The 12,344-nt window shown below is 64.8% G+C and carries 11 protein-coding genes; 8 read left to right on the plus strand and 3 right to left on the minus strand.

Translation table 11 applies throughout. From position 1 onward, the window contains the following. The 4 genes from odhB to CWO91_RS22240 form a co-directional block, all read left to right on the plus strand. Positions 1 to 933 (plus strand): 2-oxoglutarate dehydrogenase complex dihydrolipoyllysine-residue succinyltransferase (gene odhB, locus CWO91_RS22225; RefSeq protein ID WP_130216285.1); only part of this gene is annotated, 933 nt, incomplete at its 5' end. A 54-nt stretch (positions 934 to 987) separates the two neighbouring features. Then, positions 988 to 1,749: an SDR family oxidoreductase gene (locus CWO91_RS22230; protein ID WP_130216287.1), complete on the plus strand. Its 762-nt coding sequence runs from the start codon at positions 988 to 990 to the stop codon at positions 1,747 to 1,749. 35 nt (positions 1,750 to 1,784) lie between these two features. Then, on the plus strand, positions 1,785 to 3,185 hold the full coding sequence (lpdA, locus tag CWO91_RS22235; protein ID WP_130216289.1) for a dihydrolipoyl dehydrogenase: 1,401 nt from the start codon (positions 1,785 to 1,787) through the stop codon (positions 3,183 to 3,185). A 33-nt stretch (positions 3,186 to 3,218) separates the two neighbouring features. Further along, complete coding sequence (locus CWO91_RS22240; RefSeq protein ID WP_130216291.1) at positions 3,219 to 3,749, plus strand: hypothetical protein; 531 nt, start codon at positions 3,219 to 3,221, stop codon at positions 3,747 to 3,749. Between the two features lie 123 nt (positions 3,750 to 3,872). On the opposite strand, the gene CWO91_RS22245 is transcribed toward CWO91_RS22240, so the two are convergent. Further along, positions 3,873 to 4,463, minus strand: a complete 591-nt coding sequence (locus CWO91_RS22245) for a DUF4337 domain-containing protein (RefSeq protein WP_130216293.1) — start codon at positions 4,461 to 4,463, stop codon at positions 3,873 to 3,875. A gap of 80 nt (positions 4,464 to 4,543) precedes the next feature. Then, entirely contained in the window at positions 4,544 to 5,509 is a 966-nt protein-coding gene (locus tag CWO91_RS22250) for a tyrosine recombinase XerC (protein ID WP_130216295.1), read from the minus strand. 111 nt (positions 5,510 to 5,620) lie between these two features. Here CWO91_RS22250 and CWO91_RS22255 point away from each other — a divergent pair, with 111 nt between their 5' ends. Continuing rightward, positions 5,621 to 7,828 (plus strand): primosomal protein N', encoded by a 2,208-nt coding sequence (locus CWO91_RS22255; protein ID WP_130216297.1) that lies wholly within the window; start codon positions 5,621 to 5,623, stop codon positions 7,826 to 7,828. A gap of 208 nt (positions 7,829 to 8,036) precedes the next feature. Here CWO91_RS22255 and CWO91_RS22260 read toward each other — a convergent pair whose 3' ends face one another. Then, the gene (locus tag CWO91_RS22260; protein WP_130216299.1) at positions 8,037 to 8,540 is read right to left on the minus strand and encodes a septal ring lytic transglycosylase RlpA family protein; all 504 of its coding nucleotides are present in this window, start codon (positions 8,538 to 8,540) and stop codon (positions 8,037 to 8,039) included. Between the two features lie 638 nt (positions 8,541 to 9,178). Between CWO91_RS22260 and CWO91_RS22265 the strand changes: the two genes are divergently transcribed. The 3 genes from CWO91_RS22265 to CWO91_RS22275 all read left to right on the plus strand — a co-directional run bounded on the left by CWO91_RS22265 (position 9,179) and on the right by CWO91_RS22275 (position 12,315). Further along, on the plus strand, positions 9,179 to 9,739 hold the full coding sequence (locus CWO91_RS22265) for a F0F1 ATP synthase subunit delta (protein WP_130216301.1): 561 nt from the start codon (positions 9,179 to 9,181) through the stop codon (positions 9,737 to 9,739). Next, complete coding sequence (atpA, locus tag CWO91_RS22270; RefSeq protein ID WP_130216303.1) at positions 9,739 to 11,268, plus strand: F0F1 ATP synthase subunit alpha; 1,530 nt, start codon at positions 9,739 to 9,741, stop codon at positions 11,266 to 11,268. Before CWO91_RS22265 ends, atpA begins: the two co-directional genes overlap by 1 nt. Before the next feature lie 174 nt (positions 11,269 to 11,442). Continuing rightward, a complete protein-coding gene (locus tag CWO91_RS22275; RefSeq protein WP_130216305.1) occupies positions 11,443 to 12,315 on the plus strand; it encodes a F0F1 ATP synthase subunit gamma in 873 nt (290 codons plus the stop codon). Positions 12,316 to 12,344: the final 29 nt, after the last annotated feature.

Consider the following 12,344-nt stretch of genomic DNA (forward strand, 5'->3'; position numbering starts at 1 on the left):
CCGGCCGCGGCCGCGAAGGCGCCGCCGGCTGATGCGCCGCTCGCCCCGTCCGTGCGCAAGCTGTCGGCCGAGACCGGCATCGACGCTTCGACCGTTCCGGGCTCCGGCAAGGACGGCCGCGTCACCAAGGGCGACATGCTCGCTGCGATCGAGCGTGCGGCCTCCGCGCCGACCCCGGTCAACCAGCCCGCCGCCGCCGTTCAGGTGCGCGCGCCGTCGCCGGCCGATGACGCCGCCCGCGAGGAGCGCGTCAAGATGACCCGGCTGCGCCAGACCATCGCGCGCCGGCTCAAGGACGTGCAGAACACCGCGGCCATGCTCACGACCTTCAACGAGGTCGATATGACCAACGTCATGGCGCTGCGTGCCCACTACAAGGACGCGTTCGAGAAGAAGCATGGCGCCAAGCTCGGCTTCATGGGCTTCTTCACCAAGGCCGTCGTGCAGGCGCTGAAGGACATCCCGGCCGTCAACGCCGAGATCGACGGCAGCGACCTGATCTACAAGAACTACTACCACGTCGGCGTTGCCGTCGGCACCGACAAGGGCCTCGTCGTTCCCGTGGTGCGCGACTGCGACCACAAGTCGATCTCCGACATCGAGAAGAGCATCGCTGATTTCGGTCGCCGTGCCCGCGACGGCCAGCTCAAGATCGACGAGATGCAGGGCGGCACCTTCACCATCACCAATGGCGGCATCTACGGCTCGCTGATGTCGACGCCGATCCTGAACGCGCCGCAGTCCGGCATTTTGGGCATGCACAAGATCCAGGAGCGGCCGATGGTCGTCGGCGGCAAGGTCGAGGTCCGCCCGATGATGTACCTCGCGCTCTCCTACGATCACCGCGTGATCGACGGCAAGGAAGCCGTCACCTTCCTGGTCCGCGTCAAGGAGAGCCTGGAAGATCCGGCGCGTCTGGTGCTCGATCTCTGATCCCTGATGCTTTGCGAGCGCCGTCGCGACTGACGCGACGGCGCATGTCGAACCATGGAGGCGCGCGTGACGGATAAAGTCGTTGTCATCACCGGCGGCAGCCGCGGCATCGGACGGGCGACCGCGCTCGCGGCGGCCGCGCGCGGCTTCCGCGTCGTTGTCGGCTATGCCAGCAACAAGCAGGCTGCGGACGAGGTCGTGGCCGCGATCGAAGCCAAGAACGGCAAGGCCATCGCGGTGAAATGCGATGTCGCCGAGGAAAGCGACATCATCGAACTGTTCAAGCAGGCCGACAAGTTCGGCACGCTTGGCGCGCTCGTCAACAATGGCGGCATTGTCGGCAAGAGCGGCGTGCGCGTCGACGAGATGTCGGCCGAGCGCATCCAGCGCGTGATGGCCGTCAACGTCACCGGCTCGATCCTCTGCGCGCGCGAGGCGGTGAAGCGGATGTCGACCAAGCACGGCGGCAAGGGCGGCGTCATCGTCAATCTGTCGTCGGTCGCGGCCAAGCTCGGCTCGCCGAATACTTATGTCGACTATGCGGCGTCCAAGGGGGCGATCGATTCCTTCACCATCGGCCTCGGCTATGAGGTTGCGAACGAAGGCATTCGCGTCGCGGGCATTCGCCCGGGCCTGATCGACACCGAAATCCACGCTGCCGGCGGCGAGCCCGACCGCGCCCAACGTCTGGCCCATCTGGTGCCGATGAAGCGCGTCGGCACCGCCGACGAAATCGCCAACGCCATCGTCTGGCTGATCTCGGACGAGGCCTCCTACGTCACCTCAGCCATTCTCGATGTGTCCGGCGGACGCTGACACATCCTCACGCTAAACCTACGGGACTTTCTCTCATGGCTACCTACGATCTCGTCGTCATCGGCACCGGACCGGGCGGTTATGTCTGCGCGGTGCGCGCAGCCCAGCTCGGCATGAAAGTCGCCGTGGTCGAAAAGAACGCCACGCTCGGCGGCACCTGCCTCAATGTCGGCTGCATGCCGTCGAAGGCGCTGCTGCACGCCTCCGAAATGTTCGAGGAAGCCGGCCATTCCTTCGCGAAAATGGGCGTGAGCGTTTCCGCGCCGAAGCTCGATTTGCCCGCGATGATGAACTTCAAACAGCAGGGCATCGACGGCAACGTCAAGGGCGTCGAGTTCCTGATGAAGAAGAACAAGGTCGACGTGCTCAAGGGCACCGGCAAGATTCTGGGCACCGGCAAGGTGGAGGTCTCCGCCGACGGCAAGGCGCAGGTGGTCGAGACCAAGAACATCGTCATCGCCACCGGCTCGGACATCGCGCGTCTCAAGGGCATCGAGATCGACGAGAAGCGCATCGTCTCCTCGACCGGCGCGCTGTCGCTGGAGAAGGTGCCAGGCAGATTGCTGGTCATTGGCGCGGGCGTGATCGGGCTCGAACTTGGCTCTGTGTGGCGCCGGCTCGGATCCGAAGTCATGGTGGTCGAATTCCTCGATCGCATTCTGCCTGGCATGGACGGCGAGGTCGCACGGCAATTCCAGCGGATGCTTGAAAAGCAGGGATTTGCATTCAAGCTCGGTTCGAAGGTCACCGGCGTCGAAGCCAACAGCAAGGCATTGCTCGCGAAAATCGAACCGGCTGCCGGCGGTGCCGCCGAGACCATTGAAGCCGACGTCGTTCTGGTCTGCATTGGCCGCTCGCCCTACACCGACGGCCTCGGCCTGAAGGAAGCCGGCGTCGCGCTCGACGCACGCGGCCGCGTCCAGATCGATCCGCATTTCGCCACCAGCCTGAAGGGCGTCTACGCCATCGGCGACGTCGTCGCAGGACCCATGCTTGCGCACAAGGCCGAGGATGAGGGCGTCGCGGTCGCCGAGATCATCGCAGGGCAAGCCGGCCACGTGAACTACGACGTCATCCCGGGCGTCGTGTATACCACGCCGGAAGTGTCCTCCGTCGGCAAGACCGAGGAGGAACTCAAGCAAGCCGGCGTCGCCTATACCGTCGGGAAGTTTCCCTTTACCGCCAACGGCCGTTCCAAGGTCAATCAGACCACCGATGGTTTTGTGAAGATTCTCGCAGATGCGAAGACCGATCGCGTGCTCGGCGTGCACATTATCGGCCGCGAAGCCGGCGAAATGATCCATGAAGCCTGCGTTCTCATGGAATTTGGCGGCAGTGCGGAGGATCTCGCCCGCACCTGCCACGCGCATCCGACCCGCTCGGAAGCGGTCAAGGAAGCCGCGCTTGCAGTCGGCAAGCGGGCCATCCATATGTAGCCACGGCCCGAGCCGAATCGGGCGGGACAACACATGCTGCGCCGCCTTCTTCAACCGGTCTGGGTCCTGCTTGCGATCGTCTTCCTGATCGAAGCCTGGCTGTGGGACCATCTCGAGCCGATCGTTGCAAAAGTCGTCGCAGCCATCCCGCTTGCGCGCTTCAAGCAATGGCTGACGGAGCGCGTCGATGCGCTGTCGCCGGCCATGACGCTGATCGTGTTCGCGGTCCCCATCATCCCGCTGTTTCCGCTCAAGCTGGTCGGCCTGTGGCTGCTCGCGCACGAATACTGGACCAGTGCGGTGTTCACGATCGTGTTCGCGAAGATGCTCGGCGTCGGCGTCACCGCCTTCGTGTTCGACGTGACGCGCGACAAGCTCCTGGAGATGCACTGGTTCGAGCGGATCTATGAGCTGGTGCTGAAAGTGCGCGCCAAGGCCGCCGAGCTGGTCGACCCGATCAAGCGGCGCATTCGCGAGCTGATCACCGGCGACGGGGAGGGGTGGTCGTCACGGACGCTCCGCCTGATCCAGCGTTTCAGGAAGAGCGTGCACGAGGCGCGGTGATTTTCTTGCGGCAGTCTCTGTGTTGAGTCTCCGCTTGTGCCAAACCTCAGGTGTCGTCCCGGCCTAGTGCGCAATTGCGCACTAGGCCGGGACGACGGCTGAGCAAGGCTTGACAGCGTTCCCTCAATGCAAATGCAGCAGATGCGGCCACCACAGGCCGAGCGCGGTCATGATCAGGCCTGCGAGCGTCAGCACGCCGCTGACATAGGCCAGCGCGAACATGCCGGTGATGATGGTGGCTGACGCCAGCACGATGCCGATCTGGAACGCGGCCGAGGCCAGCTCGAAGTGGTGGTACTTCGCGGTCGCCTCGTCGCGATCGTGCTCGGCATGCTTGGCCTTCTCGGCGAGCTGCTCGGTGCCCTCGCCGGTCTCGGGCTCGGAGCGGTAGCGCTGCGCGGTCTTGGTCCAGTCGTCGACCTGCTTCTGCACCGCCGCCTTCATGGCGTCGTCGCTCGTGCCACCCAGCGTGAGCTTGCCCTGCTCGGCCGCGGTCGCCACTACGGTGCGGCGGATGCTCTTGGCCTGAAAGAACGCCCAGAGATTGGCGGCCTCGACGTTCTTGCTGATCGATTCGGTCTGGGCGCCCTTGCCGAGCGTCTCCGAGACCGCCAGGAATAGCGCCAGAACGGCGATCAGGAGCGCGATCTTCTTGTTCGAGCCGGACGCGTGTTCGGCGTGCTCGGCATGCTCCATGCTTTCATGTGCGCTCATATGTCCTCCTGATCGGTTCCCCACGATTGACCGAACCGCGTGCGCCGCGCAAGAGGCAAGCAAGTTATGACATCAGTGTGTCACCGCCGCGGATGCGCGCTGGCATAGACTTCGAGCAGCCGCTCGGAATCGACGCCGGTATAGACCTGCGTGGTCGAGAGCGAGGAATGGCCGAGCAGTTCCTGGATGGCGCGCAAGTCGCCGCCGCGCGAGAGCAGATGCGTGGCGAAGGAATGGCGGAGCGCGTGCGGGGTGGCGCTGTCGGGCAGGCCGAGCGCGCCGCGCAGCCGCTCCATCGCGAGTTGGATAATGCGCGGGCTCAAGGGCCCGCCGCGCGCGCCGACGAAGATCGGGCCCTCGGCGGGCAGGGGATAGGGGCACATCGCAACGTACTCTTGCACGAGCTCGAGCACGTTCTGCAGCACCGGCACCATCCGGGTCTTGTTGCCTTTGCCTGTCACGACGAGCACGTCGCCCTCGCCCGGCCGCGGCACTTCGCGGCGCTTCAGGCCGAGCGCTTCGGAGATGCGCAGGCCCGAGCCATACAGCAGCGCCATCACCGCGGCATCGCGCGCCAGAATCCAGGTCTCGCGTTCCTCGCCGGCGCGTTCGTCGGCATCGGCAAGCCGTTTGGCCGACGCCATCGGCAGCGGCTTTGGCAGGCTTTTCGCGACTTTTGGCGCGCGGATCGCGGACAACGCGCCGACCTTGCCCTTGCCTTCGCGCTCGAGAAATCGGCCGAACGAGCGCAGGCCCGCGAGCGCGCGCATCAGCGAGCGGCCGGCAATGTCGTCGGCCCGGCGCATCGCCATGAAGGCGCGCACATCAGTGGCTTCCAGCGCGGCGAACCGCGCGAGCGTGACGCGCTCGCCCCAATGAGCGCAGAGAAAATCCAGGCATTGCCGCAAGTCGCGGCCATAGGCCTCCAGCGTCTTCGGCGACAGTCGCCGCTCGGCGCCGAGATGCGACAGCCAGCGCGCCATCTCCTGCGCGATCGAGGGATCGGCGCTGGCGAGCTCGGTGGGTGGGGCAGCCGCTTTGCTCATGCGCTCTGGACGTGGTGATTCCGCACAGTATATCGCATCACACTCGTTTATCGTTCGCTAAGGCCGCCCGGTGGCGCTAGCCTCGATACCCCAGGTTCCGATTCTCAATCCATGGATCACACACTGCGCAGCCCCGCCACCGCCAACGCGACCCGCATGGTCGACGTGCTGGTGCCGGTCGCGCTCGACCAGACCTATTCCTACAAGGTGCCGCGCGGCATGGAGCTGAAGGCGGGCGATCTCGTCGGCGTGCCGCTCGGCCCGCGCGAGGTGCTGGCGGTGGTCTGGGCCGAAAACGCCAATCCCGATCCGCGCCTGCACAACCGTCTCAAGGACGTCAGCGAGAAGCTCGACATCCCGCCGTTGAAGCCGGAGCTGCGCTCGGTCGTCGACTGGGTCGCCAATTACACGCTGAGCCCGCGCGGCATGGTGCTGCGCATGTGCCTGCGGATGGGCGAGAATCTCGGCCCCGAACGGGCGCGCGCCGGCGTGCGCCTGGTCGGCGATCCGCCGAAGCGACTGACGCCGGCGCGGCAGCGCCTGATCGCGGTGCTGTCGGACCGGCTCCTGCACGGCAAGTCCGAGGCCGCCAAGGAGGCTGGCGTCTCGGCCGGCGTGATCGACGGCCTCGTCGATGAAGGCACGCTCACGGTCGAACCGATGCCGCCGCCTCCGCCGCCGCCCGCACCCGATCCGGATTTTGGCCGGCCGGATTTCACGCCGCTCCAGCGCGCCGCGGTCGACACGATGCGCGCGCTCGCCGCCAACGGCACCTTCCACGTCGCGTTGCTCGACGGCGTCACCGGCTCGGGCAAGACCGAGGTCTATTTCGAGGCGATTGCGGAAGCCATCCGCCGCGGCAAGCAGTCGCTGATCCTGATGCCGGAGATCGCGCTGACCGGCCAGTTTCTCGACCGCTTCGCGCAGCGCTTTGGCGTGCGGCCGATCGAATGGCATTCGGAGCTGACGCCGCGCACCCGCGCGCGCAATTGGGCGGCGATCTCCACAGGCAGCGCGCCGGTCGTGGTCGGCGCGCGCTCGGCGCTGTTTCTGCCTTACGCCAATCTCGGCCTCATCGTCGTCGATGAAGAGCACGACCAGGCCTACAAGCAGGATGACGGCGTGCATTACCACGCCCGCGACATGGCCGTGGTTCGCGCGCATATCGCCAAAATTCCGGTCGTGCTGGCCTCCGCGACGCCGTCGGTCGAGTCCGAGGTCAATGCGCGCAAGAACCGCTATCAGCGCATCGCGCTGCCCTCGCGCTTCGGCGGCCAGCACATGCCGCATATCGAGGCCATCGACATGCGCCGCGAGCCGCCCGCGCGCGGCCGCTTCATCTCACCCCGGCTAGCCGGCGAGATCAAGACCGCGATCGAGCGGCGCGAGCAGGCGCTGTTGTTCCTCAATCGCCGCGGCTATGCGCCGCTGACACTGTGCCGTGCCTGCGGCCATCGCTTCGCCTGCACCATCTGCGATGCCTGGCTGGTCGATCACCGTTTTCGTCAGCGCCTGGTCTGCCATCACTGCGGCTTCTCGATGCCGCGCCCGCACATTTGTCCGAACTGCTCGGCGGAGGAATCGCTTGTGGCGGTCGGCCCCGGCGTCGAGCGCCTGCAGGAGGAGGCGGCCGCGCTATTCCCGGACGCGCGCACCATGGTGCTGTCGAGCGACCTCATCACCTCGATCGAGACGATGCGCAGCGAGCTCGCCGAGATCGCGGAGGGGCGCGTCGACATCATCATCGGCACGCAGCTGGTGGCAAAAGGCCACAACTTCCCGCGGCTCAATCTGGTCGGCGTAGTCGATGCGGATCTCGGCCTTAGCAATGGCGACCCGCGTGCGGCGGAACGCACCTGGCAATTGCTCAACCAGGTGATCGGCCGCGCCGGGCGCGAGCAGGGCCGCGGCGTCGGCTATCTCCAGACCCACCAGCCCGATCATCCCGTGATGAAGGCGCTGATCGCCTGCGATCGCGAGGCCTTTTACGACAGCGAGATCGACCTGCGCGAACGCACGCTCTATCCGCCGTTCGGCCGGCTTGCGAGCCTGATCATCTCCGCGGGCGACCGCCCGAGCGCGGAAGGCTTTGGCCGCCGGCTGGTGGCGCTGGCGCCGCGCGACGAGCGCGTGGTGGTGCTAGGACCGGCGGAAGCGCCGCTCGCGGTCATCAAGGGCCGCTACCGCTTCCGCATCCTGGTGAAATCGGCGCGCGGCTTCGATCTGTCGGATTATCTGCGCAACTGGCTCGCTGTGTGCCCGAAGCCGAAGGGCAATCTCAAGCTCGAAGTGGACGTCGATCCGCAGAGCTTTTTGTAAGGGGGGGCGCTCACTCTCCACGTCATTGCGAGGAGCCCTTGCGACGAAGCAATCCAGAGTCTCTCCGCGGAAAGACTCTGGATTGCTTCGCTTCGCTCGCAATGACGAAGGAAACAAAAAAAGCCCGCGGTCCCCCAAGACCACGGGCTTGTTTCAGGCGCGCATCAAACTGATGAAAACTGCGCGTGCGAGGCGCTTGGAGCGCGCCTTAGGAGACGACTTCCGCAGTGACGCGGCCGACGCCGGCGCCGGTGAGGCCGATGGCGCGGGCAGCGCCGGTGGAGAGGTCGAGCACACGGCCGCGAATGAACGGGCCACGGTCATTGATGGTGACGATGACGCTCTGGCCGCGGTGGGTAACGCGCAGCTTGGTGCCGAACGGCAGCGAGCGGTGCGCCGCGGTCAAGGCGTTCTGGTTGAAGCGCTGGCCCGAGGCGGTCCGGCTGCCGGACTCGTTGCCGTAATAGGAGGCCATGCCGGAGAAGCCGCGGCCCGTGCCCGACGACGGCGTCATCGCGGCGTTGGCATTGCGCCAATCGGAGCTCGCGTTGGTATCGTTCTGAACGTGGTGGCGGTGATGATGGTGATGCCGGTGATGCCTGGATTTAGCGGAAGCTTCGGTGGCAGTTCCACCGATGACGAGAGTTGCGGCAACGAAAGCAATCGCCGTGCGCGGCCGGGTCACAAAGCCCAGCGTCTTCAAAGACAGCATTTAGTGGTCCCTAAGCTAGTATTGCCACATATGTGGCTAGTGGAGCCCCCATCAGTTTGTGAGCGGGATCGCGTTTCCTTTCGCAATGCGGCGTGAATTGGGCAGTAAATCTGTTCTGTTTCGTCATGAAATATCTTGTTACCTGCCTCTGATATTCAGGCGATGTTCCGTAATCTTTTGCTTTAACAATTCATTTACCAGTCCATTACTTGCGAATACTGTAGAGTGAAGTCATCGCCGTCAGCGTTTAGAATTGGGTAAGTATTCCTCGAGTGGAACCGACGTGACGGGATTCACGTCTCTGCGATCCGTGTTCATGGCGGCTATGCGCTAAGAGCAGGAACCAATGGACGCCGGCCGGCTGCAAGGCTCGCGGCAATTCCGTGGTGCGGCAGGTCGTCATCAACGTCATTCGGGGCGTGCGACGAACTGGCAACAGAACCCTTGCCTTTAATTTGGCGTCATGTTGCACCTGCGCGCCTGCTATGTTAGCAAAGCCGCGATTTTAACGAGCCCGGCACCTCCCGTGCTGGTCGAAAATCGAAGTCCCGCTTGAATTCCAAGGGCTTGGATCGCTAGGCGCCGCTTCGTGGCGACGGTTTTTCCCTTGCGAGTTTGACAGCAAAAAGAGCGCGTCTGTGGCTGCAGAAGATACGTCCGTTTCAGGTGTGTCCGGCCGTTATGCAACGGCCTTGTTCGAACTGGCCCGCGACCAGAAAGTGGTCGACGAGGTCAAAGCCGATCTCGACAAATTCGATGCCTTGCTCAACGAAAGCGCCGATCTGAAGCGCCTCGTCCGCAGCCCGGTGTTCGCGGCCGACGCCCAGTCCAGGGCCCTGTCGGCCGTGCTGGCCAAGGCCGGCATCGCCGGCATCTCCGCCAATTTCCTGAAAGTGCTGACCGCCAATCGCCGCCTGTTCGCGGTGTCGGACGTCATCCGCGCCTACCGCGCCCTCGTCGCCAAGTTCAAGGGCGAGACGACGGCCGACGTCACCGTGGCGGAAGCGCTCTCGGACAAGAATCTCGACGCCCTCAAGGTTGCCCTGAAGTCGGTGACCGGCAAGGACGTCGCGCTGAACGTGAAAGTGGATCCCTCGATCATCGGTGGCCTCGTCGTCAAGCTGGGCAGCCGCATGGTGGATGGTTCGCTTCGCACCAAACTCAATTCGATCAAGCACGCGATGAAAGAGGCAGGCTGATGGACATCCGCGCCGCGGAAATTTCCGCGATCCTCAAGGACCAGATCAAGAATTTCGGCCAGGAAGCTGAAGTCTCCGAAGTCGGACAGGTGCTGTCCGTCGGCGACGGTATCGCCCGCGTCTACGGTCTGGACAACGTCCAGGCCGGTGAAATGGTCGAGTTCGAGAACGGCACCCGCGGCATGGCGCTGAACTTGGAGACCGACAACGTTGGTATCGTTATTTTCGGTGCCGACCGCGAGATCAAGGAAGGTCAGACCGTCAAGCGCACCCGCGCCATCGTGGACGCGCCGGTCGGCAAGGGCCTGCTCGGCCGCGTCGTCGACGCGCTCGGCAATCCCATCGACGGCAAGGGTCCGATCCAGGCCGACAAGCGCATGCGCGTCGACGTCAAGGCGCCCGGCATCATTCCGCGCAAGTCGGTGAACGAGCCGATGGCGACCGGCCTCAAGGCGATCGACGCCCTGATCCCGATCGGCCGCGGCCAGCGCGAGCTGATCATCGGCGACCGCCAGACCGGCAAGACCGCGATCGCGCTCGACACCATCCTGAACCAGAAGCCCCTCAACGCGCAGCCGGACGAGAACATCAAGCTGTACTGCGTCTACGTCGCGGTCGGCCAGAAGCGTTCGACCGTCGCCCAGTTCGTGAAGGTGCTGGAAGAGCAGGGCGCGCTCGAATACTCGATCGTCGTCGCCGCCACCGCCTCGGATCCGGCGCCGATGCAGTACATCGCGCCGTTCACCGGCTGCACCATGGGCGAGTACTTCCGCGACAACGGCATGCACGCGGTCATCATCTATGACGATCTGTCCAAGCAGGCCGTCGCCTACCGCCAGATGTCGCTGCTGCTGCGCCGCCCGCCGGGCCGCGAAGCCTATCCGGGCGACGTGTTCTATCTGCACTCCCGCCTGCTCGAGCGCGCGGCGAAGCTGAACAAGGACCAGGGCTCGGGCTCGCTGACCGCGTTGCCGGTCATCGAAACCCAGGCCAACGACGTGTCGGCCTACATCCCGACCAACGTCATCTCGATCACCGACGGCCAGATCTTCCTGGAAACCGACCTGTTCTTCCAGGGCATCCGTCCCGCGGTGAACGTCGGTCTGTCGGTGTCGCGCGTCGGCTCCTCGGCGCAGACCAAGGCCACCAAGAAGGTCGCCGGCAAGATCAAGGGCGAGCTGGCGCAGTACCGCGAAATGGCGGCGTTCGCGCAGTTCGGCTCCGACTTGGACGCCTCGACCCAGCGCCTGCTCAACCGCGGTTCGCGCCTGACCGAGCTGCTGAAGCAGCCTCAGTTCGCGCCGCTGAAGATGGAAGAGCAGGTTTGCGTGATCTGGGCCGGCACCAACGGCTACCTCGATCCGCTCCCGCTCAACAAGATCAAGGCGTTCGAGGACGGTCTGTTGTCGCTGCTGCGCGGCAAGAACGTCGAGATCCTCAACTCGATCCGCGACACCCGCGACCTCAGCGACGACACCGCTGCCAAGCTGAAGTCGGTAGTCGAGGGCTTCGCGAAGTCTTTCGCATAAGGCCATTGTGGCCGGGCTAAAGCGCGAAGCGCGTCTTCGCATCTGATGTCCCGGCCATCCACGCGTCACCGCGTGGAGCGAGAAGACGTGGATGCCCGGGACAAGCCCGGGCATGACGACTGGGATAGGCTAGCGGCTTGATCGTAAGGATCGAACCGCCGGGGTGAACGAAGAATGGCGTCACTTAAAGACATGCGGGTGCGCATCGCCTCCACCAAGGCGACGCAAAAGATCACCAAGGCGATGCAGATGGTCGCCGCCTCCAAGCTGCGCCGCGCGCAGACCGCCGCGGAAGCGGCGCGTCCCTATGCCGACAAGATGAGCGCGGTGATCGGTAACATCGCCAGCGCCGCCGCCGGTTCGCCCGGCGCGCCCAAGCTGCTTGCCGGCACCGGCAGGGACCAGGTTCATCTTCTGCTGGTCTGCACCGGCGAACGAGGCCTGTCGGGCGCCTTCAACTCCTCGATCGTGCGTCTCGCGCGCGAGCACGCGCAGTCGCTGATCGCGCAGGGCAAGGAAGTCAAACTTTTCTGCGTCGGCCGCAAGGGCTACGACCAGCTCCGCCGCCTATTCGAGAAGCAGATCGTCGAACACGTCGACCTGCGCAGCGTTCGCCAGCTCGGCTTCGTCAATGCCGAGGACATCGCCAAGAAGGTGCTGGCCCGTTTCGACGCCGGCGAGTTCGACGTCTGCACGCTGTTCTATTCGCGTTTCAAGTCGGTGATCGCGCAGGTCCCGACCGCCCAGCAGATCATCCCGCTGGTGGTCGAGGAGGGCGCTGCCGCCAATACGACGGCTTACGAATACGAGCCCGAGGAGGACGAGATCCTCGCCCGCCTGTTGCCGCGCAATCTCGCGGTGCAGATCTTCCGTGCCCTGCTCGAGAACAACGCTTCGTTCTACGGTGCGCAGATGTCGGCGATGGACAACGCCACCCGCAACGCTGGCGAAATGATCCGCAAGCAGACGCTGGTCTACAACCGCACGCGTCAGGCCCAGATCACCAAGGAACTCATCGAAATCATCTCCGGCGCAGAAGCAGTCTGACCGGACACGAAATTCGGATCGAAGGAGAC

The sequence above is a fragment of the Bradyrhizobium genosp. SA-3 genome, assembly GCF_004212635.1.
Lineage (GTDB): Bacteria > Pseudomonadota > Alphaproteobacteria > Rhizobiales > Xanthobacteraceae > Bradyrhizobium.

Excerpts from the sequence above, each read along its gene's own strand:
- CWO91_RS22240 (WP_130216291.1), top strand. The coding sequence starts at position 3,219 with ATGCTGCGCCGCCTTCTTCAACCGGTCTGGGTCCTGCTTGCGATCGTC.
- CWO91_RS22245 (WP_130216293.1), bottom strand. The coding sequence starts at position 4,463 with ATGAGCGCACATGAAAGCATGGAGCATGCCGAGCACGCCGAACACGCG.
- CWO91_RS22275 (WP_130216305.1), top strand. The coding sequence starts at position 11,443 with ATGGCGTCACTTAAAGACATGCGGGTGCGCATCGCCTCCACCAAGGCG.
- CWO91_RS22260 (WP_130216299.1), bottom strand. The coding sequence starts at position 8,540 with ATGCTGTCTTTGAAGACGCTGGGCTTTGTGACCCGGCCGCGCACGGCG.
- CWO91_RS22230 (WP_130216287.1), top strand. The coding sequence starts at position 988 with ATGGAGGCGCGCGTGACGGATAAAGTCGTTGTCATCACCGGCGGCAGC.
- atpA (WP_130216303.1), top strand. The coding sequence starts at position 9,739 with ATGGACATCCGCGCCGCGGAAATTTCCGCGATCCTCAAGGACCAGATC.
- lpdA (WP_130216289.1), top strand. The coding sequence starts at position 1,785 with ATGGCTACCTACGATCTCGTCGTCATCGGCACCGGACCGGGCGGTTAT.
- CWO91_RS22255 (WP_130216297.1), top strand. The coding sequence starts at position 5,621 with ATGGATCACACACTGCGCAGCCCCGCCACCGCCAACGCGACCCGCATG.
- CWO91_RS22250 (WP_130216295.1), bottom strand. The coding sequence starts at position 5,509 with ATGAGCAAAGCGGCTGCCCCACCCACCGAGCTCGCCAGCGCCGATCCC.